The organism is Streptomyces sp. STR69 (genome assembly GCF_024519455.1).
Lineage (GTDB): Bacteria > Actinomycetota > Actinomycetes > Streptomycetales > Streptomycetaceae > Streptomyces.
In genome coordinates this window covers 184,248-210,490 of the sequence record NZ_JALJRY010000019.1, presented here as the reverse complement: position 1 = coordinate 210,490, position 26,243 = coordinate 184,248, and the positions used below count along the sequence as shown (strand labels likewise).

At 68.2% G+C, this 26,243-nt stretch carries 27 protein-coding genes; 10 read left to right on the top strand and 17 right to left on the bottom strand.

What is annotated here, in order from left to right; all coding sequences use genetic code 11:
* The first annotated feature begins 72 nt into the window (after positions 1–72).
* On the top strand, positions 73–621 hold the full coding sequence (locus tag OC490_RS32200) for a GNAT family N-acetyltransferase (RefSeq protein ID WP_262061536.1): 549 nt from the start codon (positions 73–75) through the stop codon (positions 619–621).
* Positions 622–646: 25 nt separating this feature from the next.
* Here OC490_RS32200 and OC490_RS32195 read toward each other — a convergent pair whose 3' ends face one another.
* From OC490_RS32195 to OC490_RS32150, 10 genes are all read right to left on the bottom strand, one after another.
* On the bottom strand, positions 647–2,104 hold the full coding sequence (locus tag OC490_RS32195; protein ID WP_262061535.1) for a type IV secretory system conjugative DNA transfer family protein: 1,458 nt from the start codon (positions 2,102–2,104) through the stop codon (positions 647–649).
* A gap of 16 nt (positions 2,105–2,120) precedes the next feature.
* On the bottom strand, positions 2,121–3,554 hold the full coding sequence (locus OC490_RS32190; protein ID WP_019073677.1) for an ATP-binding protein: 1,434 nt from the start codon (positions 3,552–3,554) through the stop codon (positions 2,121–2,123).
* A gap of 7 nt (positions 3,555–3,561) precedes the next feature.
* On the bottom strand, positions 3,562–5,121 hold the full coding sequence (locus tag OC490_RS32185) for an SCO6880 family protein (protein WP_262061534.1): 1,560 nt from the start codon (positions 5,119–5,121) through the stop codon (positions 3,562–3,564).
* Entirely contained in the window at positions 5,118–6,437 is a 1,320-nt protein-coding gene (locus OC490_RS32180) for a hypothetical protein (RefSeq protein WP_262061533.1), read from the bottom strand. Before OC490_RS32180 ends, OC490_RS32185 begins: the two co-directional genes overlap by 4 nt.
* A complete protein-coding gene (locus OC490_RS32175; RefSeq protein ID WP_262061532.1) occupies positions 6,427–7,266 on the bottom strand; it encodes a hypothetical protein in 840 nt (279 codons plus the stop codon). Before OC490_RS32175 ends, OC490_RS32180 begins: the two co-directional genes overlap by 11 nt.
* 169 nt (positions 7,267–7,435) lie before the next feature.
* A complete protein-coding gene (locus OC490_RS32170; protein ID WP_093628177.1) occupies positions 7,436–7,744 on the bottom strand; it encodes a hypothetical protein in 309 nt (102 codons plus the stop codon).
* 373 nt (positions 7,745–8,117) lie between these two features.
* Positions 8,118–9,431, bottom strand: a complete 1,314-nt coding sequence (locus OC490_RS32165) for a S53 family peptidase (protein WP_262061531.1) — start codon at positions 9,429–9,431, stop codon at positions 8,118–8,120.
* Between the two features lie 342 nt (positions 9,432–9,773).
* Entirely contained in the window at positions 9,774–11,147 is a 1,374-nt protein-coding gene (locus tag OC490_RS32160) for a S53 family peptidase (protein WP_262061530.1), read from the bottom strand.
* 302 nt (positions 11,148–11,449) lie between these two features.
* The gene (locus tag OC490_RS32155) at positions 11,450–11,908 is read right to left on the bottom strand and encodes a hypothetical protein (RefSeq protein ID WP_262061529.1); all 459 of its coding nucleotides are present in this window, start codon (positions 11,906–11,908) and stop codon (positions 11,450–11,452) included.
* Entirely contained in the window at positions 11,905–12,507 is a 603-nt protein-coding gene (locus tag OC490_RS32150; protein WP_262061528.1) for a TetR/AcrR family transcriptional regulator, read from the bottom strand. The genes OC490_RS32155 and OC490_RS32150 overlap by 4 nt, the downstream gene beginning before the upstream one ends.
* 99 nt (positions 12,508–12,606) lie before the next feature.
* Here OC490_RS32150 and OC490_RS32145 point away from each other — a divergent pair, with 99 nt between their 5' ends.
* Positions 12,607–13,545 carry an oxidoreductase gene (locus tag OC490_RS32145; protein WP_262061527.1) on the top strand — a complete coding sequence of 313 codons (939 nt, stop codon included), beginning with the start codon at positions 12,607–12,609 and terminating at the stop codon, positions 13,543–13,545.
* A 93-nt stretch (positions 13,546–13,638) separates the two neighbouring features.
* Here OC490_RS32145 and OC490_RS32140 read toward each other — a convergent pair whose 3' ends face one another.
* Positions 13,639–14,022, bottom strand: coding sequence for a VOC family protein (locus tag OC490_RS32140; protein WP_262061526.1), 384 nt, complete (start codon positions 14,020–14,022; stop codon positions 13,639–13,641).
* Positions 14,015–14,317: a DUF397 domain-containing protein gene (locus OC490_RS32135; RefSeq protein ID WP_262061525.1), complete on the bottom strand. Its 303-nt coding sequence runs from the start codon at positions 14,315–14,317 to the stop codon at positions 14,015–14,017. The genes OC490_RS32140 and OC490_RS32135 overlap by 8 nt, the downstream gene beginning before the upstream one ends.
* Positions 14,318–14,505: 188 nt before the next feature.
* Between OC490_RS32135 and OC490_RS32130 the strand changes: the two genes are divergently transcribed.
* From OC490_RS32130 to OC490_RS32120, 3 genes are all read left to right on the top strand, one after another.
* Positions 14,506–15,294 (top strand): trypsin-like serine peptidase, encoded by a 789-nt coding sequence (locus tag OC490_RS32130; RefSeq protein WP_262061524.1) that lies wholly within the window; start codon positions 14,506–14,508, stop codon positions 15,292–15,294.
* Positions 15,295–15,474: 180 nt separating this feature from the next.
* Positions 15,475–16,419 (top strand): bifunctional lytic transglycosylase/C40 family peptidase, encoded by a 945-nt coding sequence (locus OC490_RS32125; protein ID WP_262061545.1) that lies wholly within the window; start codon positions 15,475–15,477, stop codon positions 16,417–16,419.
* 166 nt (positions 16,420–16,585) lie between these two features.
* A complete protein-coding gene (locus OC490_RS32120) occupies positions 16,586–17,293 on the top strand; it encodes a phosphatase PAP2 family protein (protein ID WP_262061523.1) in 708 nt (235 codons plus the stop codon).
* Between the two features lie 22 nt (positions 17,294–17,315).
* Here OC490_RS32120 and OC490_RS32115 read toward each other — a convergent pair whose 3' ends face one another.
* Positions 17,316–18,875, bottom strand: coding sequence for an FAD-binding oxidoreductase (locus OC490_RS32115; RefSeq protein WP_262061522.1), 1,560 nt, complete (start codon positions 18,873–18,875; stop codon positions 17,316–17,318).
* Positions 18,876–19,284: 409 nt separating this feature from the next.
* Between OC490_RS32115 and OC490_RS32105 the strand changes: the two genes are divergently transcribed.
* Together OC490_RS32105 and OC490_RS32100 are read left to right on the top strand one after the other, a co-directional pair.
* A complete protein-coding gene (locus OC490_RS32105) occupies positions 19,285–20,130 on the top strand; it encodes a hypothetical protein (RefSeq protein ID WP_262061520.1) in 846 nt (281 codons plus the stop codon).
* 105 nt (positions 20,131–20,235) lie between these two features.
* A complete protein-coding gene (locus OC490_RS32100) occupies positions 20,236–20,415 on the top strand; it encodes a hypothetical protein (protein ID WP_262061519.1) in 180 nt (59 codons plus the stop codon).
* Here OC490_RS32100 and OC490_RS32095 read toward each other — a convergent pair.
* Positions 20,412–20,765, bottom strand: a complete 354-nt coding sequence (locus tag OC490_RS32095) for a metal-sensitive transcriptional regulator (protein WP_262061544.1) — start codon at positions 20,763–20,765, stop codon at positions 20,412–20,414. The two genes, OC490_RS32100 and OC490_RS32095, sit on opposite strands and share 4 nt — an antisense overlap.
* 197 nt (positions 20,766–20,962) lie before the next feature.
* Between OC490_RS32095 and OC490_RS32090 the strand changes: the two genes are divergently transcribed.
* The 3 genes from OC490_RS32090 (at position 20,963) to OC490_RS32080 (ending at position 23,171) form a co-directional block, all read left to right on the top strand.
* Positions 20,963–21,583: a DUF47 domain-containing protein gene (locus OC490_RS32090; protein ID WP_043672967.1), complete on the top strand. Its 621-nt coding sequence runs from the start codon at positions 20,963–20,965 to the stop codon at positions 21,581–21,583.
* A gap of 7 nt (positions 21,584–21,590) precedes the next feature.
* Positions 21,591–22,589, top strand: coding sequence for an inorganic phosphate transporter (locus OC490_RS32085; RefSeq protein ID WP_262061518.1), 999 nt, complete (start codon positions 21,591–21,593; stop codon positions 22,587–22,589).
* Positions 22,590–22,754: 165 nt separating this feature from the next.
* Positions 22,755–23,171: a hypothetical protein gene (locus OC490_RS32080; protein ID WP_262061517.1), complete on the top strand. Its 417-nt coding sequence runs from the start codon at positions 22,755–22,757 to the stop codon at positions 23,169–23,171.
* 123 nt (positions 23,172–23,294) lie between these two features.
* Here the strand turns inward: OC490_RS32080 and pstB are convergent, their stop codons facing one another.
* The 3 genes from pstB to pstC are packed head-to-tail and all read right to left on the bottom strand — an operon-like array spanning position 23,295 to position 26,186.
* On the bottom strand, positions 23,295–24,071 hold the full coding sequence (gene pstB / locus OC490_RS32075; protein WP_262061516.1) for a phosphate ABC transporter ATP-binding protein PstB: 777 nt from the start codon (positions 24,069–24,071) through the stop codon (positions 23,295–23,297).
* 49 nt (positions 24,072–24,120) lie between these two features.
* The gene (pstA, locus tag OC490_RS32070) at positions 24,121–25,182 is read right to left on the bottom strand and encodes a phosphate ABC transporter permease PstA (RefSeq protein ID WP_262061515.1); all 1,062 of its coding nucleotides are present in this window, start codon (positions 25,180–25,182) and stop codon (positions 24,121–24,123) included.
* The gene (gene pstC, locus OC490_RS32065) at positions 25,179–26,186 is read right to left on the bottom strand and encodes a phosphate ABC transporter permease subunit PstC (RefSeq protein WP_262061514.1); all 1,008 of its coding nucleotides are present in this window, start codon (positions 26,184–26,186) and stop codon (positions 25,179–25,181) included. Before pstC ends, pstA begins: the two co-directional genes overlap by 4 nt.
* Between the last annotated feature and the right edge of the window lie 57 nt (positions 26,187–26,243).

Here is a 26,243-nt window from a genome sequence, read left to right as displayed (position 1 = left end):
CAAATATTGCGAAAACCCCTGTACCGTTTATTCGGTACAGGGGTTTTCTGCGTTTGGGCTACCGTTGCTGCCATGAACTACAAGATCCGTTCGATACGCGCCGACGAGTGGGCCGCGGCGAAGGAACTGCGGCTGGTCGCCCTGCAGGATCCCGTCGCGCATCTCGCCTTCCTGGAGACCTACGAGGCGGCGAAGGCCCAACCGGACTCCTTCTACCAGGAGCGGGCCGTAGGGGCCGCCGAAGGTGCTGAAAAGGCTCAGCAGATCATTGCCGAGGGGCCGGACGGCGAGTGGGTGGGGACGGTGACCGTGCTTCTTGAGGAGGCCGGGACCGTCGACTGGGCCGGCTTCGCGGTCGACCGGAAGCAGGGGCACATCGTCGGGGTGTTCGTGCGGCCGGAGGTGCGGGGCATCGGCCTGACCGAGGTGCTGTTCGACGCGGCGCTGGAGTGGGCCTGGGGGCGCGGTGTCGAGCGGGTGCGGCTCATCGTGCACGAGGACAACGAGCGGGCCCGGCGGTTCTACGGCAAGGTCGGCTTCGTGCCTACGGGAGTTGTCGTGCCGTTGTCCGGGGACGCGGCGGACGAGCGCGAGCTGGAGATGGCGTTCGAGCGGCCGTAGTCGCGGAGTGCCGTAAGTCCTTTTGCTACACCGGGAGTTCGTGGTGCGGCCAGCGGGCTCTGGCCTGTTCCCGGGAGCGGAGGAGGGCCAGGGTGGGGAGGCCGCGGTCGGCTCCGGTGGCCAGGAGGTCGGGGAGTTGGGGGAGCGGCGCGACCGCGGCGATGTCGTCCAGGACAAGCGTCATTGGTGGGTCGAGGCGACCGGCCGATGACCGTTCGGCCATGTGCCGGCCGCGCTCGACCACGCTTGATGCGAGGGCGGTGAGGAGAGGCATCGCACCCGGGTTCGTACGGGGGTCCTCGATGGATTCACCTACCAGATAAAGCGTGCCCCCTTCGTTCGCGAAGGAATCCAAGGAGAGCGCGTCAGTTCTGTTGGGTGTGCAGGCTTCGCGGATGTTGACCGTGAAGAGGGAGGACAGTGCGCGGCTCGTCAACTCCTGGGCGATGTCCCGGCGTTCGGGGTGGGAGGTGAGTGCGGCTTCCAGTTCGCCTGCCGCGCCGGGGGCCGCCTTGGGGTTCGTGCGGAGGGTTCGTACCGCGTCCTGGATCTGCGTGCCCTGGGACCAGCGGTGGACGTGGCGGATGGTGCGGCCGTCGATCGCGGCGGCGTGCAGGTAGCTGCGGAGGAGTGTTTCGGCCGTGTCCGCTACCGCCTGGTCGATCTTTGCGGTGGGTTTTACGGGGGCCAGGAGGGCGGCGGCTCGTTTTACCGCGGTCTGTTTGTCCTCGCAGCCTGTCGTGGGGGACCAGTGGAGGCGGGCCGGGGTGTCGCAGAGGTGGGTGGGGTCGTAGAGGAGGACCGGGCCGAGTTTGGCTCTGGCGTCCTTGGTGTCCTGCCAGACCGTCTTGTTGGACGTGACTACCAGGGCGGGGCCTTCCGCGTCTCGTACGGCCTGGGTGGCTGTGGATTGGCGGCTTTCCGTTGTCGCCAGAAAGATTCTTTCCCACCCACCCACCACCCGTTCACCGTTGGAGAGAGAAGTTGAGGTGACAGGTGCAGGTGCAGGTGCCGCCTGTTCCAGGAGGACCGTTGGCTGCAACTGTTGTTGTGGTTCCGGGCGTTGGGGCGGTACCTCTTGAGGTTCCGGTGAAGGTGGGGCGGCCAGGGCCTTTGCCCGCGTCCTTGCCCTTACCGCCCGCCATCTCGCCAGCGTGCCCATCACGAACACCGTCAGGACGACCAGGATCATCAACTGGCCGATGAACAGGCCCCAGAAGAGGCCGTAGCCGGAGAACTGGGCGGATGGGGACTGCGGCCAGGCGCCGGTGATGTCGTGGGGCTGGGCGATCAGGTGGCGCATGGCCAGCGGGGTGCGGGCGAAGGTCACGCCGGTCGGCCAGGAGCCTTTGGAGAACAGGGCGGCCAGGCCCGTGGCCGACCACACCAGCAGGGTCATGCCGATGAGGAACGCGAGCAGGCCCACCAACAGGCCGTCGGGGATACCCCCTTGACGCTCGCGTCCACCGTCGTCCGGTCTCATGTCATGCCACCGCCGTTCACGCCACCGTGGACTCGGAGGAGCCGTCGAGATCGCTCAAGTGCTGTTCCATGAAGGCAGCCGCGCGTTCTTCCGCCTCCAACTCGGCGGCGCGCAGGGCGTCGTCGGTCAGTTCGCGGTCGTGGTCGCGGGAGGACTGGGTCATCGCGCGGTCGGTGAAGACGAGGGGGCGTTCCGTCTCGGTGATGAGGTGTTTGACCACCTGGACATTGCCGTTGACGTCCCAGACCGCGATGCCGGGAGTGAGGGTCGGGATGATCTCCACCGCCCAGCGTGGTAGCCCCAACACCCGCCCGGTTGCCCGGGCTTCGTCCGCCTTCTGGGCGTAGATGGTCCTTGTCGACGCCATTTTGAGGATCGCCGCCGCCTCCTTCGCCGCCGCTCCGTCCACGACGTCCGACAGGTGGTGGACCACCGCCACGAACGACAGGCCGAGCCGTCGGCCGAACTTCAGCAGGCGCTGGAAGAGTTGGGCCACGAAGGGGCTGTTGATGATGTGCCAGGCCTCCTCGACCAGGAAGATGCGCTTCTTCCGGTCGGGGCGGATCCAGGTGTGCTCCAGCCAGACGCCGACGATGGCCATCAGGATGGGCATGGCGATGGAGTTGCGGTCGATGTGGGACAGGTCGAAGACGATCAACGGCGCATCCAGGTCGATGCCCACCGTCGTCGGGCCGTCGAACATGCCTCGGAGGTCGCCGTCGACCAGGCGGTCGATGACGAGGGCCACGTCCAGGCCCCAGGCGCGTACGTCGTCTATGGCGACGTTCATCGCCTCGGCCGACTCCGGTTCGGGGTGGCGTAGTTGCTCGACGATGTCCATGAGGACCGGCTGCCGGTCGACGATCGTCTCGTTGACGTAGGCGTGCGCCACCTTCAGCGCGAAGCCGGAGCGCTCGTCGAGGCCGTGGCCCATCGCCACCTCGATGATCGTGCGGAGCAGGGCCAGTTGGCCTGTGGTGGTGATCGCCGGGTCGAGGGGGTTCAGACGAATCCCCATGTCCAGGGCAGCTGTTGGGTCCAGGCGGATGGGGGTTATCCCCAACTCCTCCGCGATCAGGTTCCATTCGCCGACGCCGTCCTCGCCCTGGGCGTCCAGGACGACGACCTGGCGGTCGCGGAAGCGGAGTTGGCGTAGGACGTACGTCTTCTCCAGGGCCGACTTGCCGTTGCCGGACTCGCCGAGCACCAGCCAGTGGGGGGCAGGGAGTTGCTGGCCGTAGAGCTGGAAGGGGTCGTAGATGTACCCCTTGCCGGAGTAGACCTCGCGGCCGATGATGACGCCCGAGTCGCCCAACCCGGGGGCAGCCGTGGGCAGATAGACCGCCTGGGCCTGGCCTGTCGAGGTGCGGACCGGGAGGCGGGTGGACTCGATCTTGCCGAAGAGGAAGGACGTGAAGGCGTCGGTGAGGACGGACAGCGGATCCCGCATCTGAGCCCTACCTCCGGATGCCGGTGGCGAACGGCAGTGTGTTCACAAACGCTCGGTGGTGCTCGCGGTCGCACCACTCCAGCTTCAGATACGACTTGCCGGCGGACGCCCTTATCGTGCGCTTGTCGCGCGCGAGGGCCTCGGGATTGCGGGAGGAGACGGTGATGTAGCCGACCAGGTTCACCCCGGCAGCGCCGCTCGCCAGGTCCTCACCGCGCTGGTCCATGCGGCCGTGGGCGGCCACGTCACGGGGGTCGACGGTGCGGTTCATCTTGGCGGCGCGGGAGGCGTCGGCCTCGTCGTTCGTCTTCTCGGTCAGCATGCGCTCGATGGCGACCTCGGTGGGTTCGAGGTCCATCGTGACGGCGACCGTGCGGATCACGTCCGGGGTGTGGACGAGCAGCGGGGCGAGGAAGTTGACGCCCACGGGGGTCATCGGCCACTCCTTCACCCAGGCCGTGGCATGGCACCACGGCTCGCGGGTCGACGACTCACGGGTCTTCGCCTGGAGGAACGTCGGTTCCATGGCGTCGAGTTCGGCCGGCCAGGCGTTGCGCTTCGTCATCGCCTGGAGGTGGTCGATGGGGTGGTCCGGGTCGTACATGGAGTGGATGAGCGAGGCGAGCCGGCCCTGGCCGAGGGGCTGTCGTACGCGGATGTCGGCTTCCTGGAGACGTGAGCAGATGTCCGTCAACTCGCGCGCCATGACGACCGCGAGCCCCGCGTCCCGGTCGAGCTTGCGGCCCGCCTGGGGGCGGGAGGCGCGGGCCATCGCGTGGGCCTCGGCGGAGAGTTCGCGGTTGAAGTGCATACAGGCGACGAGGTAGGCGCGGTGCTGCTCGCTGCTGGTGGACACCATCGACTGGAGCTGGTCGTACGATTGTTGCAGCCAGGTCAGTGACTTCTCGTCGCCGCGCTGGGCCACGTCCTTGGCGTGCGCGTCCGGGTCGGCGGGCAGCGTGCGGGCGAGCATCTGGATGCGGGTGACGAAGCCGTCGCCGTTGGCCACATGCTTGAGGAGCGTGCCGAAGCGGTCGACGAGGGCTTCCTGGTCCTCGCTGTCGCGCAGGCCGACGCCCGGACCCTCGATCTCGATCGCCGCGGTGACCGTACGGCGGTCGGCGTGCAGGAGTACGGCGATCTCGTCCGGGCCGAAGGGGGCGGCCAGCCAGTTGATGCGGCCGATCCCCGGAGGCGGGCCGATCTCTACCTCGCGGCCGTCGAGGTGGACGCCGGCCTCCATGACGGAGGAGCGGTACGTCGTGCCGTTGCGCAGGGTCCGCTTGTAACTGCGGTTGATCTCGAACCACTTGTAGAACGTGCGGCGCTTGTACGGCACGTAGACCGCCATCAGCGCCAGCAGCGGGAAGCCCGTCAGCAGCACGATCCGCAGGGAGAGGACCGGGACGAGGAGCCCGCACATCATGCCGAGGAAGGCGCCCATGATGATGAGCGCGATCTCGCCGGTCTCACGATTCTTGCCGACGATCGCGTTCGGCCGTGCCCGGCCGATCAGATATGTCCGGCGGGGCGTGATCGGATGGGACAGGTGGGACTCTGTCGTCAACGCCCTTCACCTCCCGTGCGGTTGTTGCGGGCGTTGCTGGCGTGCGGGGTGTTCGCCGGGCTCTGGCGGGGCGGGGGCGCGGAGCTGGGGACTGCTCCGCCGCCGCCCGAGGAGGGGCGGGTGCTGTGGGCGGCGACGCCGCCGGAGACCGGGTTGGACGGGCGGGCGCCGCCGCCGGAGGACTGGCCGCCTCCGCCGTCGTTGGTGCGGGCGCTGTGGGTCTTGATGCCCTGGGCGACCATGGTGGCCGGGGAGCTGATGACCGCGGCGGCCTTGCCCTCGGCGCCCTGCATGATGCGGTTGTTGCGGCCGTTGGCGATCTCGTCGCCGAAGCCGGGGACGAAGCGGTAGATCATCGCGCTGGCGAAGATGGCCAGCAGGATGATGGCGAGGCCGGAGACGACGGCGGAGAACGAGTCCGGGCCGTCGGCGGAGGACAGCGCGCCGGCCAGGCCCAGCACGATGACGATGACCGGTTTCACCAGGATCACCGCGATCATGATGCCCGCCCAGCGGCGGACGTGGCCCCAGAGGTTCTTGTCGACGAGGCCCGCGTAGACGACGGTGCCGAGGAGGGCGCCGACGTAGAGGAGGGCGGCGCGGATGACGAGCTCCAGCCAGAGGACGCCGGCGGCGAGGATGCTGACCAGGGAGACGACGATCAGCATGATCGGGCCGCCGCCGATGTTGTTGCCCTTGGCCAGGGCGCTGGAGAAGTTGCCGAAGAAGGTGTCCTGGTTGCCGGTCGTCTTCGCGAGGACGTCCGAGATGCCGTCCGTGGCGGAGACGACTGTGTACAGGATCAGGGGTGTGAACGCGGAGGCGATGACCGTGAGCCAGAGGAAGCCGACGGCCTCGGAGATCGCGGTGGTGAGGGGGACGCCTCGCACCGCGCGCTTGGCCACCGCGAGGAGCCACAGGAGGAGGGTGAGGATCGTCGAGGCGGCGAAGACGACGGCGTACTGCTGAAGGAACTTGGAGTTCGTGAAGTCGACGCTCGCGGTGTCCTTGACGGCGGCGCTGAGCTTGTCGATCGTCCAGGAGGCGGCTTCGGCGCAGCCCTTGGCGAGGGAGGAGAGGGGGTCGAGGGTGTCGGTGGTGCTGGGGGTGGTGGTGCCCGCACCCTTCTTGCCGTTCTCGCAGATGTCCTTGGCCTCGCCGACCAGGAGCTTGCACTCCTGAGCCGCCGACGACCCCGTCGGTGTCGGGGTGGGCGAGGGGGCCGCGACGGCATGGGTGGCCAGCAGCACGGCAGTTGTCTGTACGGCGGTGAAGGCGGCCGCGGCCTTGAGTACGAGACGTGAGCTACCGGGCATAGGTGAACCCTCCGTACTCCTGGACGGCCTTGGCCATCTCGTCGGCAGTCGATGCCTTGTTGTCGCCGGGCACGGGGGCGGGGCCGTCCTTCTGGGAGAAGCTGTCGGCCTTCCAGTCGCCGTCCGCCCAGCGCAGGTGGAGCGTCAGGGTGAACCAGTCGCTGGTCACCGGGTTGGTCGAGACGGTGCCGGCCGTGCCGTACAGCCCGGTGCACCAGACTTCCACCGTCGCCGCGGTGTCCGAGTAGCTCGTGACCTTGGTGCCGATGGGCACGGTGCGGGAGACGTAGGTGTTGCCCGTGCTCGCGTTACCGTTCGCGTCCAGGCCGAGCTTGCTCAGGAACTCCTTGGAGTAGGCCTGGTCGAGGCTGTTCTGCAGCGCGGTCTGCCGGTCGGCGACGAAGACCTGCCGCACGATCTCCGCCCGCCGGGCCGGCTTGAGGATGTCCGCCGAGACGAGCACCGTCGCGTAGTTGGTCGCGGCGCTCTCCGCGCCCTGCTCGTCGTGCGCGAAGCCGGCGGGGATCCCGCCCGCCTTCGTCTGCACCGGCTTCGTGCCGCTGGCCGCCGTGGAACTCGCGTCCGGCTTCGAACCGCCGGACACGGTCGTGTCGTTGGAGGCGGAGTCGTTGCCGCCGCGGTTCGCGAAGGCGATGGCGGCGATGAGGAGGACGACTACTCCGACGACCGTCACCAGGCTTCTGGAGGAGGACCGGCCGCCTCTGCGGGCGCCGCCGTAGACGTCGCCCGCGGTCTGGGGGTAGCGGGTTCGGGTCTGGCCGGTGCCGCCGTAACCGCCGGAGGTCTCGTGCTCGTCTCCGGAACTCATGCCGGGTACGCCCCTTCGCCGTCGTCCAGAAACATCTGGAAGTACGACGGTAGCCGTGCTGGTTCCCGCGCGGGCGCGGTGTGGTGACTCGACATCAGGGAAACGCAACCTCAGCCGGTGGGCGCGACGGGCGGGTGGGGTGGGGAGAGCGGGCGGTCGAGTCCGGCGGCTATACGGCCATGCCGTACACGATCGTGAAGAGGGTGCCTAGGGAGCCGATGATGAAGACCCCGGTCAGCCCGGCGATGATGAGGCCCTTGCCCTGTTCCGCGCTGAACGTGTCGCGGAGCGCCGTCGCGCCGATGCGCTGTTTGGCCGCACCCCATACGGCGATTCCGAGACAGAGCAGGATGGCGACCGCCATCACGACCTCGATCATCACCTTGGCCTCGTTGCCCAGGCTGCCGAAGGGGCCCCAGTCCGGAGCGATCCCCCCGATGATGGTGTTGATGTCTCCCTTGTCGGCCGCAAGGAACATGTAAGTCACCGCCCCTGGTGGGTAGTTCCGCATCCCCTGCTGGTGCGCAGAGGTCAGGCATCATTGTCGCCGACAATGCCGCCGTCGTATGTCGACTTGGCGTCATTGGTTGGCGAGTTTCGTACGAATACTGCGTACGGTCACTCTGTGTATCACGGTAGGTAACGCCGGGCAACGAGGCCTGGGCGGAACCTGTGCGTGGTTCGGTCGTTAGCCCCTGATTATCGAGTTGCTCGTGCTGATGTTCTCATGATGAACGGGCCGCGGCTGGATGCCGCGGCCCGTTCCCTCATGCCACGTGTGGCCCCCACGACCCACGGTGGCATGACATGTGACTGTGGATCAGATCAGGGTGGGGGTCCCTCGGTCGGCCTCAGTTGGCGAAGGCCGAGATGCCTTCCGGGGTGCCCCAGCCGGTCGGGCCGTCGTAGCCGGTCTCGGCGGTGCAGAAGTACGCCGTGGTGCAGGAGCCGTTGTAGCCGCTCGTCACGTCGTTGAGGGACGAGGTGCCCGCGTAGTCGTAGGGGTACTGCGCCGGGTAGGTGCCGCTGGCCGGGGTGCCGGCGAGGGCGTAGACGCCGGCGATGATCGGGGCGGAGACGCTGGTGCCGCCGAAGGTGTACCAGCCGGCGGTGACGCCGTAGGAGTCGTAGACGGAGACGCCGGTGGCGGGGTCGGCGACGGCGGAGACGTCGGACTCCATGCGCTTGGTGCAGCCGGTGTCGGTCTGCCAGCTGGGCTTGGCGTCGTAGGCGGAGCAGCCGGAGCCGGTGCCCTCGGTGCTGGAGGTGCGCCAGACGGCCTCGGTCCAGCCGCGGGTGGTGGAGGAGGTGGAGAGCTTGGTGCCGCCGACGGCCGTCACGTACCGGGAGGTCGCCGGGTACTCGGCGCCGTAGGCGCTGTCACCGGAGGAGACGGTGATGGCCACGCCCGCGTGGTTGTAGTACGAGGTGTCGTACGACGTCTGGGAGGAGGACTCCGAGCCGCCGTAGCTGTTGGAGACGAACTTGGCGCCGAGGGCTACGGCCTCGTTCTCGGCGGTGCCGAGGTTGACGTAGCTGGCGCTGGTGGCCTCGACGAGGGTGATGTTGCACAGCGGGCAGATCGCGCTCGCCATGTCGAGGTCGAGGGAGATCTCCTCGGACCAGCCGGCGTCACTGGTGGGGAGGGACGTCGTGGAGCCGGTCTGGCTGACCTTCTTGAAGCAGCCGTTGGCCGTGGTGCAGGCGGAAAGGCCGTAGTACGAGCGGTAGGTCGCGAGGTCGGCCTCGGCGTTGGGGTCGTTGTACGCGTCGACGATCGCGATGGTCTCGCCCGAGCCGTTGGAGGCGGCGGCGGAGGTGAGGCCGTATGCCGACCGGAGGTTGGTCGGGCTGTAGCCGGAGGGGGTCGACGCGTCGGCGGCCTTGGGGGTGATGCCGGTCTTCGCGGCCTGCATCTTCTGGAAGGCGGTGAGGCCGCCGGTGACGCGGTAGGACTTGCAGGTGAGATCGCCGGTGTGCTTGGGGGTCGCACAGGGGGTGGCGGCGTAGGTAACCGCGGCGGAGGTGGTGGCGCTCTGCACGGCGTCGGCCTGTGCGGCGGTGCCGAGGCCGGTGAAGACGAGTGCGGCCGTGGCTACGGCCGCGGAACCTATGCGGCGCCATCTACCGTGCGTGTGGGGGGAGTTGGGGGTCGTGGTACGCAAGGTGCAGCCTCCTGAGTCGGTGGAACAGGGGCGGTGCGGGTGCGTCTCGCCGGTGCGGTTTCCCCGGCGGTGGGGGGCGGCCCGCGATGACCATCTCTTGTTGAGTACGCGACAACAAGAGGCTGCTGGAATCCTGACTTCCGGCTTACCGAACAGGGTCTGGCTCTTTACCAAACTCACAGGTTTTTCATGGGAGTTGGGGCCCATCGCGGGACCGGGACACGGCGAACGGGCCGCGGCTGGTTGCCGCGGCCCGTTGCCATTTGCTCCGCCAAGGGGACCCCACGTCCCCCTTTGCCGGCGGCTCCCCGTGACCCGACGGGGAGGCTCTGCGGTGGTGCCTCAGCCGGTGAAGGCCGAGATGCCCTCCGGGGTGCCCCAGCCGGTCGGGCCGTCGTAGCCCGACTTCGCGGTGCAGTAGTACGAGGTGGAGCAGGTGCCGTTGTTGCCGCTGGTCACGTCGTTCAGCGCGGAGGTGCCGGCCGCTGCGTAGGGGTAGGAGGCCGGGTAGTCGCTGCTGCCGGGGGTGCCGGCGAGGGCGTAGACCGAGGCGATGATCGGGGACGAGGCGCTGGTGCCGCCGTAGGTGCCCCAGCCCGTGCCGTCGGCGCCGTAGGTGTCGTAGACCGAGACGCCCGTGGCCGGGTCGGCGACCGCCGAGACGTCGGAGATCATGCGCTTGGTGCAGGTGGCGTCGGTCTGCCAGGTGGGCTTGGCGTCGTACGCCGAGCAGCCGGAGCCGGTGCCCTCGGTGCTGCTGGTCTTCCAGACGCTCTCGGTCCAGCCGCGGGAGTTCGAGGACGTGGAGAGCTTGGTGCCGCCGACGGCGGTGACGTAGCGGGAACCGGCCGGGTACTCGGCGCCGTAGGCCTCGTCGCCCGCGCTGGCGGTGATCGCGACGCCCGGGTGCTTGTAGTACGAGGTGTCGTACGTCGTGTCGGAGGAGGACTCCGAGCCGCCGTAGGAGTTGGAGACGAACTTGGCGCCCAGCTTGACGGCCTCGTTCACCGCGGTGCCCAGGTTGGCGTCGCTCGCCGACTTGGCCTCGACCAGGAGGATGTTGCAGTTCGGGCAGGTCGCGCTGACCATGTCGAGGTCGAGGGACTCCTCGCCCGCCCAGCCGCTGTCGGCGGAGGGGAGGGAGGTCGTCGAGCCGGTCTGGCTGACCTTGGTGAAGCAGCCGTTGTCGGTGGTGCAGTCCGAGAGGCCGTAGTACGAGCGGTAGGTCGCGAGGTCGGCCTCGGCGTTCGGGTCGTCGTAGGCGTCGACGATCGCGACGGTCTCGCCGGAGCCGTTGTCGGCAGCCGCGTCGGCCAGGCCGTAGGCGGACTGGATGTCCGAGGGGCCGTAGCCGGTGGGGTCGTCGGTGGTGGCCTTCGGGGAGATGGTCTTCGCGGCGACGCCCTTCAGCGCGGCCTGCTTCTCCATGAAGGCGGTGGTGCCGCCGGTGACGCGGAGGGCGTTACACGCGGCGAAGCCCTTCTTCGGGGTGGCGCCACAGGCTGCCTTCTCGTACTGCACATGGGCCTTGGCGACCTGTGCGGCGATGGCCTTGGAGCTGACCTTCTTGGTGCTCGCGGTGGTGTCCGCGGCGGCGCTCGCGTGGGCCGCGGTGCCGAGGCCGGCGATCAGGAGCGCGGCGGTCGCGGCGGCGGCAGAACCGATTCTTCGCCAGTTGCCGCGTATGTGGGGGGAGTTGGGGGGTGACGTACGCAACGTACAGCCTCCAGAGTGAGGTGGGCAGAGGCCTGCGGGTGGGGGATCCACCGGTGAGGTTCCCGGTGGGGGCGGCGGCCCGTGACGACCATCTCTTGTTGAGTACGTGACAACAAGAAGGGTTCCGGAGTTCTGACTTCCGCGTTACTCAAGGGGGTTGGGGGATTGCTGATCAATGGCGCCGGGATGACACGGCAATGGCCCGGGCTTGACTCTCTCCACGGAAAATCCACAGCGGGACGCGCGTTGACAGGCGTCAACGGGAGGCGTCTGCGGTGCGCTGGACGTGCGCTCGAAGTGCGCTAGAAGTGCGCGAGGATCTGGCGCAGGGGATGCCCGAGCGCGGTTGCGACGGAGGCCAGTTCCTCCTCGGTGAGCCACCCCCGGTTCGGGTACAGGACCTCGATCCTGAAGCTCGCGAAGCCCATCGGCCAGTCGTGGACCAGGTCGTTGAGTGATGTCTCGGCGCCGCAGCAGGGGACCGTGACCAGGAGGGTGGAAAAGCCTTCGTCGTACCGCTCCTGAACGGCTTCGCCCCACCAGCCGTCGGATTCCGTGCCGCAGTGCGGGCAGCTGATCGTCTTCAGGTTGCCGCCGCAGGAGACCACCTCGACGGTGTCGTGCCATCTGACGTCCAGGCCGCGACGGGCGTCGTCGTCGGGCAGCAGCCCGGACAGTACGGCCGCTGCGTGATCCGCGGCGTCCCGGTCGGGCTGCCAGGACGGATCGGTCGGAATCACCGTCAAGTAGTTGTCGCTCACTGTTCGTTCTCGCGGGGCTTGAGGCCGTTCAGCAGGTGGTGCACGAGGACCGGGATACCGGCGACCGCGGCCTCCGGGGTGAGCGTGCCCTGGGCCGCGAAGGAGGCCGTGCCGTGCAGTGCGGCGCCGACCACCAGGCTGACGGTCCAGGGGTCGCCGGCGACGATCTCGCCGCGCTCCTGGGCGTCGGAGATGATCCGCACGAACGGGACGGTCGTGCTCTCCACGGCCGCGCTCAACTGCTCGGAGATGTCCGGGTCGTGCTTGCGCGAGTACATGACTTCGAGCAGCTCGGCGTTGGACGCGGCGAAGTGCACATACGCCTTCGCCAGCGCGGTGAGGCGCTCCTCCAGCGGCAGCGCGGGGGCGTCGGCGCCGTCCAGCACCTGGGCCATGCGCTCGAAGCCGGACAGGGCCAGCGCGTCGACGAGGGCCTGCTTGTCCTTGAAGTGGCGGCCGGGGGCGGCATGGCTGACCCCGATGTCCCGGGCGAGCTCACGCAGGGACAGGGCCGCGACGCCCTTCTCCAGCAGGGTGCGCTCCGCGCTCGCGAGCAGGGCGGAGCGCAGGTCTCCGTGGTGATAGGGGCGTACAGGCATGTGAACCATCGTATCCCGATGTAGACAGCGGCAGCATTGTTGCTGGCGACATCATTGTTGTCATTGACAGCATTGTAGTCGTTGCCTACATTGGGAGGCATGGGCAACACGGACAAGACCATCAGTGACAAGAGCAGCGGCAGGGCGCCCAGGTGGGACGCGAGCCGGATCCCCGACCTCACCGGCCGGACGGCGGTCGTCACCGGCGCCAACAGCGGTATCGGCTTCGCCGCCGCCGCCGAGCTGGCCCGCGCGGGCGCACACGTCGTGTTCGCCGTACGGGACCCGGAGCGCGGGCGGGCCGCCGCGGCGAAGGCGGGCGGCAGCACCGAGGTGCGGCGGCTGGACCTCGCGGACCTGGCGTCCGTGCGGGAGTTCGGCGAGGGCTGGGACGGCCCGCTGGACCTGCTCATCAACAACGCGGGCGTGATGATGCTCCCCGAGGGGCGCACCCGGGACGGCTTCGAGACGCAGTTCGGCACCAACCACCTGGGGCACTTCGCCCTCACGAACCTGCTGCTGCCGCACATCACCGACCGCGTGGTGACCGTCTCCTCCGGCGCGCACAAGATGGGCGACGGCTACATCCACTTCGAGAACCTGAACCTCGACGGCATCTACGGCCCGCAGCGCGCCTACTCCCAGTCCAAGCTGGCCAACCTGCTGTTCACGCTCGAACTCCAGCGCAGGCTGGCCGAGTCGGGCTCACGCGTCCGCGCGCTGGCGGCCCACCCGGGCTGGGCGGCGACCAACCTCCAGAGCCACACGGCGAACCCGGTCAGCCGCGCGCTGATGGCCGTGGGCAACAGGGTCCTGGCCCAGGACGACAAGGGCGGCGCCCTGCCCACGCTGTACGCGGCGACCCAGGACCTGCCCGGCGCGAGCTACGTCGGACCGAACGGACTGGGCGAGATGCGCGGGGCGCCGACGCTGGTGGGGCGCAGCCCCGAGGCGAGTGACGTGGCGGCGGCGGGGCGGCTGTGGACGGCTTCGGAGGAGCTCACGGGAGTGCGGTTCTCGGTGGGGGCGGTGGCGTAGGAGGGTGCGGGGCGGCGGGGGCGCGGCTTCGATGGCAGGCGCCGACCGGACCGTGTGCGGTGCCTCGCGGGCCGGCAGCCCACGCTGGTGGCCCTAACTCCAGCTGCGCGACTGGGCGTTGAAGACGTCGGCGGGGCTGTGCACCGGCAGGACGCACAGGAGGTGGCCGCCGGGGGCGCGCAGGGTGCGGCACTCCAGCCAGCGGGAGACCGGGGTCGCGCCCAGGGCGAGCAGGCGGGCGGTCTCCGCCGCCACGTCGTCCGTCTCGATGTCGATGTGGAAACGCGGGTTGGGATCGTCGACGGCCTGAACCGCCGTCACCAGCCCCGGAATTCCCTCGTGCAGGGTGGTGAACTGCTCCTCCGAGGGGACCGGCTCGGCGGGGACGCCGAGGGCCGCCGACCAGAAGGCCGCAGCGGCGGCGGCCTCCGGCCCGGGGGTGTCGATCAGGAGGGCGAAGACGCGGCTTCTATGCATCTGGCCCGTTTTCCGGGCCTGTTGGGTCCGCCGGATCCGCCCCGTCCGTGTCCTCCAGGTCCTCCACGCCCTCCACGAAGTGGTCGAACTCGCCTGCCTGTACGCCCAGTACGAAGGCGTCCCACTTGCGGCGGTTGGTGGTGACGACGTTCTCCGGGTCGCTGGTCTCGCGGATGTAGACCGGGGCCTCGCCGTCGTCCCCCGCGCCGAAGGCGATCTCTATCCAGGGGCCGGGTCCGGTGGCGTCCGGTGGGGCGGCGCGTTCCCAGGTGAGGTCGGGGGGGATGTCTGACACGGGACATTCCTCTTTCTGGAGCCGGGGCGGCATCGAGTATCGCTCAGGGGGCAGAAGAGACGGGAGGACAGTACGGTGGACTGACCGCCGAACGAAGCGCCGAACGAGTCATTGCACGAGCCGTTCACAGCGAAATCTCAGCAAACGTCGACGTCCTTTCTCACCTTCGTGGGACAAAGTGGGGGCCGATGAAGCGCAGCTCACGCATCTCCCGTTCCGCTCGCCTCGCGGGCAACCGCCGGTACGCGCTGTTCGTCGCCGTGGTGACGCTGGCCCTGACCTCGGCGTCCGTGGCGACCGCCGACGACGGCCCGGGGCCCTTCGGCGTGACCACCGTGACCGAGGTGAACAAACAGAGCGTGCGCGTCGGAGCCCTGTTCGGCGCGGCCCATGCCACCAGCCTGGCCGGCGGCCACCACTGCACCGCGTCCGTGGTGCACAGCGCCGGGCACAACCTCATCGTCAGCGCGGCCCACTGCCTGGACGGCGACCCCGGCGACGTCTTCGTGCCCGGCTACCGGGACGGCAGGGCGCCGTACGGGGTGTGGAAGGTCGTGCAGCGGTTCCTGCCGGACGGGTGGTCCAAGGGGCAGGCCGAGGACAGCGACATAGGCTTCGCCACGGTCGCCGAGGTGGACGGCAAGAACATCGAGGACGTGGTCGGGGCCGACCGGTTCGTCACCGGGATGGCCACCGGGGCCACCGCCGTGACCATCACCGGCTACCCCTCCGCCACCGACCAGCCCATCAACTGCACCAACAAGCCCACCCAGCACAGCGCCACCCAGCAGCGCATCGACTGCCCGGGCTTCACCGGCGGCACCAGCGGCAGCCCATGGGTGAACGGCGACCAGCAGGTCGTCGGCGTCATCGGCGGACACGAACAAGGCGGACTGACACCCGACATTTCCTACAGTGTCGTGCTCGGGAAAGAAGCGGCCGAGTTGTACAAGGACGCCACGAGCGACCCGGAATAAGGGCCGCCGCACCACCCGGTCCGCTCGCTGAATACGCGTCACATCCGGCGGAAACACAGCGAAATGCCGCCACCCTGCCCCGAAATGGCCTTGAACAGGGCTGACATGGGGGAGGGTTGAGCCGTGCGAAAAGTATGGGTGATCGGTGGGGTCGCGGCCGGGCTCGGGCTCAGCTTCGTGATGCTGCTCGTCGTCGGGGTGTACCTCGTCGCCGGGAACCTCGTCAACGGAGCCGGCGGAGGCAGCGTCTCGCTCGCCAAGGGTGCGGTGCCGGCGGCCTATTCGTCACTCGTGCAGAAATGGGGCAACCTCTGCTCCGCCCTCAACCCCGCACTGCTCGCCGCCCAGCTCTACCAGGAGAGCGGCTTCAACCCGAACGCGAAGAGCCCCGCGAAGGCCGAGGGAATAGCGCAGTTCATCCCCGGGACCTGGGCCACGCACGGGATCGACGGCAACGGTGACGGCGTCCGCAACGTATGGGACCCGAACGACGCGATTCCGTCGGCCGCGACCTACGACTGCCAGCTCGCCTCGTATGTGAAGGACGTGCCGGGCAACCAGAGCGAGAACATGCTCGCCTCGTACAACGCGGGCGCGTACGCCGTCATCAAGTACCAGGGTGTGCCGCCGTACGCGGAGACCAAGAACTACGTGAAGACGATTACGTCCCTGGAGCAGAGCTTCGCCGCGCCCGTCAGCCGGGTCGACCCCTCCGAACAGGCCGCCACCGCCATCACCTACGCCCAGAGCAAGCTCGGCACCCCCTATCTGTGGGGCGGGAACGGCACCGCCGACCAGGGCGGGCGCTTCGACTGCTCGGGGCTGACCAAGGCCGCGTTCGAGAGTGCGGGGATCACGCTGCCGCGCGTTGCGAACGACCAGTACAACGCGGGACCGCATCCGCAGCGGGCCGAATTGCTGCCGGGAGATCTGGTGTTCTTCTCGGACGACCTCACCAATTCCCGCGCCATCCGGCATGTGGGGATTTATGTCGGCGGCGGATACATGATCGACGCGCCCCGGACGGGTGCTGTGATCCGGTTCGACCCCATTGACACCCCCGATTACTTCGGGGCCACCCGGGTCACCGAAGATGGCGCGAAAGCACTCCCCACGACGGTGTGAACCGAGCGTGAACCCACCCCCTGAGCTGGGGCGATGAGTCTCTCTTCGATAACGTCTGAGTGATCATTCGGTGGAGTGTGGAACGTACAAAGAGGGGCCGTGCGTTCCTGTTGAGTAATGCGCACGCGAGGTGCGCCCGGAACAACGACGAAGGAGCCGCAGCATCATGGCTGTACTCGCCGAATCCGGGTCGAACCCCGACGTCGATCTGCTCTACGACATCAATGGCCTCGCCAAGGACGCGCCGCACTGGTTCGACCGGGTCATGGAGTTCGTCGGTGAGTACGGACTGCTGGTCGCCATGGTGCTGCTGGTGGTGTGGTGCTGGTGGTCCGTGCGGCGGCGCGCGGACGAGGACTCCGCCCAGTCCGTCGCGGCGCTCGTCTGGACCCCGCTGGCCGCGGCGATCGCCGTTCTTGTGAACGTGCCCATCCGCGGGTTCGTGGAGCGGCCCCGTCCCTTCCTCGACCACACCGGCATCGATGTTCTCGTCTCCGGGAAGACCGACTACTCCTTCGTGAGTGATCACGCCACGATCACCATGGCGATGGGCGTCGCGCTGTTCGTCGCGAACCGGCGGTTCGGGCTGCTGGGGATCGGGCTCGCGCTGGTGGAGGGGTTCTGCCGGGTCTACATGGGCGTGCACTATCCGACCGACGTGATCGGCGGGTTCGCGCTCGGCACGGCTGTGGCTCTTCTGCTGTCTCCGCCGGCTATGGCTCTGCTTACGCCTGTGCTGAAGGCTGTTGAGGGCTCGCGGTGGGGGGCGTGGTTGGTTCGGTCCGGTGACGCCCGCCGGTTGGCCCGGGACGCGGTGATCCCGGGGGCGCGGACGGAGACTTCGGGGACTGAGGAACGGGACCTGGCTGCGTAAGCGTGGGTGCTGAACCGTTGGCTTACAAGCCCTGCGGGTAACTGAAGAACCGATTCGGGTCGTACTGCTTCTTCAACGTGGTCAGGCGGGTCGCCGCGTCGCCGTAATACGCCTTGCGCCAGTTGGTGAGGGTGGGGTCCGTGTAGTTCTGGTAGGCGGCGCCCGAGGCGTACGGCTTCATCGCGGTGTGGAACCTCGTCAGCCAGGACTGGGCGGCGGCGCCCGCGGTGCCGGCCGGCCAGGAGACGAGGTACTGGGCCAGCATGCGGGAGCGGCGGTGCACGAAGGCCGTCGCCGTGGGGGAGACCCGGTTGACCGCGCCGCCCAGGGCCGTCAGCGCGATGTCGCCGTTGCCGCTGACCGACCGCATCTGCGCCAGCATCGTCTGGATGCCCGCGTCCGAGATCGAGCGGTCGAAGAAGTCGGAGCGGCCGGTGTAGGTCTCCCTGGCCAGCGCGCCCTGCGGGTTACGGCCCGGGGTCGTACCCGGCAGATGGCACTGGGCGTCCGTCGAGAACGACGAGCAGCCCGCGTAGGCGTTCATCGACTCCTCGTACGTGTGCCGCCGGAGCGAGACGCTCGACGCGTTGCCGCCGACCAGGTGGGCCAGCTTGTCGACCGCGTTCTGGAGTTCGTTGTAGGTGCCCAGGGAGAAGGCGGCGACGGAGACCCTGGGGATGCCGCCGGGTGTGTTCGAGAGGTGGCAGGACGACCAGATCTCGTCGGGCTGGTCGGGGCCCCACTCCTGCCAGGCCTTCACCACGGCCGCAGCCATCGACGACGGCCAGGTCAGATACCCCGATACGGCCTGGGGTGCGGGGTGCGTCTTGAACTGCAGCTCGGTGACGACGCCGAAGTTGCCGTTGCCGGCGCCGCGCAGCGCCCAGAACAGGTCCTTGTTCTCGCTCGCGTTGGCGATCAGTTGCTTGCCGTCGGCAGTGATCAGTGTGGCCTGGGTGAGGCTGTCGCAGGTCAGGCCGTACGCCCGGGAGACCACGCCGTGGCCGCCGCCGAGGGTGAGGCCGGAGACGCCGACCGTGGGGCAGGAGCCGGCGGGTATGGTCACGCCCTTCGCGGCGAGGCTCCGGTAGACGTCGATCAGCTTGGCGCCCGCGCCGACGACCGCGGAGGAACCGCTCGCCCGGATCTTGTTCAGCTTCGACACGTCGACGATCAGCCGGTTGTCGCCGGAGGACCAACCGGCGTAGGAATGGCCGCCGTTGCGGATCGCGACCTTGATGCTGTGGGCGCGGGCGTAGGAGAGGACGGAGCGGATGTCGTCGGCGTTCGCGATATAGGCCACCGCGGCCGGCTTCAGGTTGTCGAAGCGGGTGTTGTACAGCTGGTGGGCCGTCTTCCAGGAGGCGTCACCGGGGCGGACCAGGGTGCCGTCCAGGTCCCGGGCCAGGGCGGTCCAGTTGGCCGCGGCGCTGGGCAGCTTGCCGGTGCCGGTCGTCTTGGCGGCGTTGGCCACGCCGGACGTGTCACCACTGCCGATGCCCAGGCTTCCGCCGCTGCACCCGGCCGTGGCCGCCGCCGCTATCGCAGCCGCGCCGCCGCCTATGAACGTACGCCGTTCCATTTCGCCTCCTGTGGGGATTCCGTGAAATGAGATACGCCCGGCGGCCCACAAGTTCTCGCGCTCATGTCACGGGTTCGGAACAGACGGGTTCGGAACAGACAGGTGCCCCGCGGCGTCCGTTCTGGCCTGGCTTCTCGCCCGTCTCGCCGGACCGCGCCAGCCGCACACGCACCGGCCGAAGCAGAAAGGTCCCTGCTCGACGAGTGTCGTGCGGTGCTCGGGATGTTCGGGGGGAGCCGCCAGGCTGTCCTGCTGTGCCACTCCGACAACGTTACCGAGCGCGGGTAAAGGACTCGCATGGCGGTTGTAGTGCGGTTGTACGGCCCCTGTGGTGCGTGACGGGGCCGACCGCGCGCTCGTTGAACGCTGCGACAGGGGCCCGTGACGACGTACCGGGGGTACGGCAGCGATGGAGGAGCGGCAGCGCAGGCGCACCGGTGGGGCGCTGGTCGCGGCGGGACTCGTGGTCGGGGTCTGTGTCGGTGCCGGTGGGTGCGGTGGTGGCGACGGGGTGGCCACGGCGGACGCGCGCGGAGGCGGGGACGCGGTCGCGGTGGTGCGGCGCGCGGCCGACACCCTTGTCACGGCGGGGAGTTCACAGGCCCGCACGTCCATGGAGATGGCCACCGGCGGCACCCGCGTGACCATCCGCGGCGCGGGCGGCTACGACTTCCACCGCCAACTCGGCCGACTCACCGTGCAGTTGCCGCAGGACCCGGCCGGTGCCAGTGAGCACCGGCCGATCACCGAACTCCTCGCGCCGGGCGCCCTGTTCATGAAGAACCGGGGCGCCGGAGTGCCCGCCGACAAATGGGTCCGCGTCGACACCGGCACGCTGTCCGACGGCAACCTCGTGACCGGCGGGGCCACCGACCCGTATGCCGCCGCCGAGGTGCTGCGCGGGACGACTACGGCGACGTATCTGGGGAAGACGGAGGTGGCCGGGGCCTCCGTGCGTCACTATCGGGGGGTCGCTGATCTCTCTGTCGCCGCGCGGAGCGCTTCGGCGGGGAACGCGGCGGCCCTGAGGTCGGCGGCGAAAGGGTTCGCCACCGCCCGGGTGCCCTTCGACGTCTACCTCGACGACGAAGGGCGCGTCCGCAAGGTCCGCCAGCGGTTCAGCTTCGTCAACGGGCAGCGCCGCAGCACCGTGGCGGTCGCCTCGACGACGCTGCTGTACGACTTCGGGGCCCCCGTGGACGTACGACTTCCGGCGTCGAAGGACATCTACGCCGGGCAGATCGCCGAGAAGTGACCTGAACCGATCGGTGACCAGTCTGTGTGAGAACTAGCCCGTCCGTGCCATGCGCGGTGTGTAGACCGCTCCCTACTCTAGGAAGTCGGTGACGGCAGAGAAGAGGTGACGCACGTGGCTCCGGTCGGCGGTACGGCAGTTCAGGACCACGTGGCACTCGCCGAGATCGAGCTGTGCGGAGACCTGATCATCGCGGCCTCGGCCGCCCAGGACCGGCTCAGCCTGGAGAGCATCGACGAGGTGCTGAAAGTGGCCGAGGAACGGGACGCCTCCAACAGGCCCTAGGTGCGCAGGAGTCGGGCGATCGCCTTTGTCGCCTCTTCGACCTTCGCGTCGATCTCCGTGCCGCCCTTGACCGCCGCGTCGGCGACGCAGTGCCGCAGGTGCTCCTCCAGGAGCTGCAGCGCGAACGACTGCAGGGCCTTCGTGGAGGCGGACACCTGGGTGAGTATGTCGATGCAGTAGACGTCCTCGTCGACCATGCGCTGCAGTCCGCGGACCTGGCCCTCGATCCGGCGCAGGCGCTTGAGGTGTTCGTCCTTCTGCTTGTGGTAACCGTGAGTTACGGGTTCCTGAGCCGGTTCGCCGGCCGGTTCGGAGGGCGCTGCCGCCGCGCCGGCCTCGGTGGTCGTCATCGCGTCCATCGCGTCCTCCAGACATATACCCCTAGTGGGTATATCGTAACGAACTTTGCTGGGTATAGGGCCCTTGGTACGCCCCCGTGCGGATCACTGTGCCTGATGGGCGACACTGGGGGACGGCCCATTAGCCGTGGCCGGATGATGCACTTAGCATCAGCCTGACCGAAACCGATGCATCCCGAGGACCCCTTGTGCGCTTTCGTCTGACCCCCAGGGAGACGAGCTTCTACGACATGTTCGCCGCGTCCGCGGACAACATCGTCACGGGCTCGAAACTCCTCATGGAACTGCTCGGGGCGGACACCGCCGGCCGGGCCGAGATCGCAGAGCGTATGCGGGCCGCTGAACATGCCGGTGACGATGCCACGCACGCGATCTTCCACCAGTTGAACTCCTCCTTCATCACGCCCTTCGACCGCGAGGACATCTACAACCTCGCTTCCTGCCTCGACGACATCATGGACTTCATGGAGGAGGCCGTCGACCTGGTCGTCCTCTACAACGTGGAGGAACTGCCCAAGGGCGTCGAGCAGCAGATCGAGGTACTGGCGCGGGCGGCGGAGCTCACTGCCGAGGCCATGCCGAACCTGCGCACGATGGAGAACCTCACCGAGTACTGGATCGAGGTCAACCGGCTGGAGAACCAGGCCGACCAGATCCACCGCAAGCTGCTGGCCATGCTCTTCAACGGCAAGTACGAGGCCATCGAGGTGCTCAAACTCAAGCAGATCGTGGATGTGCTGGAGGAGGCGGCGGACGCGTTCGAGCACGTGGCGAACACGGTGGAGACCATCGCCGTCAAGGAGTCCTGACCTCTCCATGGACACCTTCGCTCTGGTCGTGACCATTCTGGTCGCGCTCTTTTTCACGTACACGAACGGTTTTCACGACTCCGCGAACGCCATCGCCACGTCGGTCTCGACGCGGGCACTGACTCCGCGCGCGGCGCTGGCGATGGCCGCGGTGATGAACCTCGCCGGCGCGTTTCTCGGTTCCGGGGTCGCCAAGACCGTCAGCGAGGGGCTGATCGAGACGCCCGAGGGGTCGAAGGGGATGGGGATCCTCTTCGCGGCGCTGATCGGTGCGATCACCTGGAACCTGGTCACCTGGTACTTCGGGCTGCCGTCCTCGTCCTCGCACGCGTTGTTCGGCGGGATGGTGGGGGCCGCGCTGGCCGGCGGTACGGATGTCATCTGGCACGGTGTCGTCGACAAGGTCATCATCCCGATGTTCGTGTCGCCGGTCGTCGGTCTCGTCGCCGGTTATCTGGTGATGACGGCGATCATGTGGATCTTCCGGAAGGCCAATCCGCACAAGGCGAAGCGGGGGTTCCGGATCGCGCAGACCGTTTCGGCTGCAGGTATGGCTCTCGGGCACGGCCTCCAGGACGCGCAGAAGACCATGGGTGTGGTGGTGATGGCCCTGGTGATCTCCGGGCATTCGACCTACGGCGACCCGATCCCGGTGTGGGTGAAGATCGTCTGCGCGCTGATGCTGTCGCTGGGGACGTACGCGGGCGGTTGGCGGATCATGCGGACGCTGGGGCGGAAGATCATCGAGCTGGATCCTCCGCAGGGTTTTGCCGCCGAGACGACCGGGGCGGCGATCATGTTCACCACGGCGTATCTGTTCAAAGCGCCGGTGTCCACGACGCATGTGATCACCTCGGCGATCATGGGTGTGGGGGCGACGAAGCGGGTCAACGCGGTGCGGTGGGGTGTCGCCAAGAACATCGTGATGGGGTGGTTCATCACGATGCCGGCGGCTGCGGTGGTGGCGGCTTGTTCGTTCTGGGTTGTGAACCTGGCGTTCCTGTAGCCCTCCCCTCGCTCTGGTCAGTGGCCCGCTCCGGCTTCCGGAGCGGGCCATTCCTGTGAAGGTGAAACCGCTTTCTCGAAAGTCCGGTGGTGGCGCCGGGATCGCTGCTAGTTTCCGGGGCTCAAGCGTTCGAATAGAACGCGCCATACGAGGGTGGGGGTCCCCATGTCCAAACTTCGTCGTCACCTCATGTCCGGGGCGGGGGTGGCGTCGGCTCTCACGGGCCTGCTCCTCTACGCGGCCTCTCCCGCGTCTGCGGCGAGAGCCGAGGCCGAGACCGTCGCGTCGGGCTCGTACGTCGACTGGGCCGGATCCATGTACTTCGAGAGCTACGGCGACCACTTCGGGGTCTGCGACAACAAGGCGGACGGCGCCGGTGTCATCGGCTACTGGAAGGTCGGTGCCAGCGGCACCGAGCACTCGATCTACGACGGCAACGGCTACGGCAACTGCGAGTACGAGAGCCACAACGTCTCCGAGACTTCGTACGTGTACATCCAGGTCTGTCTCCGGGACGACGGTGACGTGAAGGAGAGCACGTGCAGCGCCTGGGAAAGGCAGTACGCCGGTAGCCCCCTCTAGGGACTGCTCTGCCGGACACACGAACGGGCCCGCCCCCGGGAGCCGGGGGCGGGCCCTTTTCGTCCTCGCGGTGGCACCGCCATGCAGCACCGCGAGGGGTTCTTGAAGAGGAGTGACCCGGGTTTAGCCGAAGCGGCCCGAGATGTAGTCCTCCGTGGCCTGGACCGACGGGTTGGAGAAGATGCGCTCCGTGTCGTCGATCTCGATGAGCTTGCCGGGCTGGCCGACCGCCGCGAGGTTGAAGAACGCCGTACGGTCCGAGACACGGGCCGCCTGCTGCATGTTGTGCGTCACGATGACGATCGTGAAGCGTTCCTTCAGCTCGCCGATCAGGTCCTCGATCGCGAGGGTGGAGATGGGGTCGAGGGCCGAGCAGGGCTCGTCCATCAGCAGGACCTTCGGCTCGACCGCGATCGCCCGCGCGATGCACAGACGCTGCTGCTGACCACCGGACAGGCCCGAACCGGGCTTGTTCAGGCGGTCCTTGACCTCGTTCCAGAGGTTCGCGCCCTTGAGGGACTTTTCCACGACGTCCGTCAGCTCGCTCTTCTTGTACGAGCCGGCGAGACGCAGACCCGCCGCCACGTTGTCGAAGATCGACATCGTGGGGAAGGGGTTCGGACGCTGGAAGACCATGCCGATCTCGCGGCGTACGGACACCGGGTCGATGGCGTTGCCGTAGAGGTCCTCGTCGTCGAGCAGCACCTTGCCCTCGACCCGGCCGCCGGGCGTGACCTCGTGCATACGGTTGAGCGTGCGCAGGAAGGTCGACTTGCCGCAGCCGGAGGGGCCGATGAAGGCCGTCACCGTGCGGGGCTCGACCGTCATCGAGATGTCTTCGATTGCCTTGTGGGAGCCGTAGTAGGCGGTGAGCCCACTTACGTCGATTCGCTTGGCCATGACTGCTTCACTTCCAGGGGGTTCAGAACGGTCGCTGAGGAGGTCGCGGTCAGCGACCGGTCTTGGGGGCCTTCCAGCGGGCGATGCCGCGGGCCACCAGGTTGAGGATCATCACGAAGGCGATCAGCGTGAGGGACGCGGCCCAGGCACGGTCGTAGGCCGCACCGGAACCCGCGCTCTGCGCGAACTGCTGATAGATGTACAGCGGCAGCGACGCCTGCGCCCCGTGGAACGGGTCGTTGTTGATGAACGGGTTGCCGAACACCAGCAGCAGGACGGGCGCGGTCTCACCGGCGATGCGTGCCACCGACAGCATGATGCCCGTGGTGATGCCGCCGATAGCCGTCGGGAGGACCACCTTCAGGATCGTGCGCCACTTCGGGATGCCGAGGGCGAGGGAGGCCTCGCGCAGCTCGTTCGGTACGAGCTTCAGCATCTCCTCGGTGGAGCGGACCACGACCGGCATCATCAGGATGGCCAGGGCCAGCGAACCGGCGAAGCCGAAGGGCTGCATCTCCCACATGATCATGAGGGACAGGATGAACAGACCAGCGACGATCGACGGGATGCCCGTCATGACGTCGACGAAGAACGTGATCGCCTTGGAGAGCCTGCCGTGTCCGTACTCGACGAGGTAGATCGCGGTGAGCACACCGATCGGGGCGCCGATCAGAGTGGCGAGGCCGACCTGCTCCAGGCTGCCGATGATGGCGTGGTAGATACCGCCGCCGGGCTCGGTGTCGCCGACCACACCCATCGAGTGCGTCAGGAAGTAGATGTCGAGGACCTTCACACCGCGCGAGATCGTCGTCCACAGGAGGGAGACGAGCGGGACGACGGCGATGAGGAAGGCGACCCAGACGAGGCTGGTCGCGATGCGGTCCTTGGCCTGGCGGGAACCCTCGACGCGCGACGCGATCACATAGGTGCCGACGATGAAGAGGATCGCCGCGATCAGGCCCCACTGGATCTTGCTGTCCAGGCTGCCGACCAGGCCGATGAGAACGGCCAGGACGATGGAGCCGCCGGCGATCGCGTACGGCGACCACTTGGGGAGCGTCGCGCCCTGGAGGGTGCTCGCGGGCTTGTCGACTACGGCTGCGTTGCTCATGCGTTGGCCCCCGAGTACTCCGCGCGGCGGGCGATGATGAGCCGGGCCGCACCGTTGACCAGCAGGGTGATGACGAACAGGACCAGACCGGAGGCGATGAGCGCGTCCCGGCCGTCCTGCGTCGCCTCGCTGAACTTGCTGGCGATGTTCTGGGCGAAGGTTCCGCCGCCCGGGTTGAGCAGGCTGGCGTGGATGATGAAGTCCGGGGAGAGCACGGTGGCGACGGCCATCGTCTCGCCGAGCGCGCGGCCGAGGCCGAGCATCGAGGCGGAGATCACGCCGGAGCGGCCGAAGGGGATCACCGCCATGCGGATGACCTCCCAGCGGGTGGCGCCGAGGGCGAGGGCCGCTTCCTCGATCATCTGCGGGGCCTGGCGGAAGACCTCACGGCTGACGTTGGTGATGATCGGCAGGATCATGATCGCGAGCAGGACGCCGACGGTGAGCATCGAGCGGGGCGCGCCCTCGTCCCAGGAGAAGATCCCGGTCCAGCCGAAGAAGTCGTTGAGCCAGCCGAAGAGGCCGATCATGTGCGGTACGAGGATCAGGGCGCCCCACAGGCCGTACACGATGGACGGTACGGCGGCCAGCAGGTCGATGACGTAGGAGACCGGGCCGCGGAGCTTGCGCGGGGCGTAGTGCGTGGTGAAGAGGGCGATGGCGACCGCGATCGGGACCGCGATGACCATGGCGATGATTGAGGACACCACGGTGCCGAACGCCAGGACGGCGATGCCGAACTTCGGCGGGACCAGGCTGGTGTTCCACTCGAAGGTGGTGAGGAAGTTTGCGTGGTCCTTGCTGATCGCGAGCGAGGCGCGGTAGGTGAGGAAGACCGCGATGGCGGCCATGATCACCAGCAGCAGGATGCCCGACCCGCGGGAGAGACCGAGGAAGATCCGGTCACCGGGTCGGGTGGCGCCGCGGGCCGAGGGCTTCTGCGGGGCGACGGGCTCGGGGGTGGGAGGAGGTGCTTCTTCAGGGTTCTTTGTCGATATATCCATCGGGGTTCTCCGGTCTGCGGGTCCACACGTGCGGTGTGCGGTCCGTGGCGGCGGTGC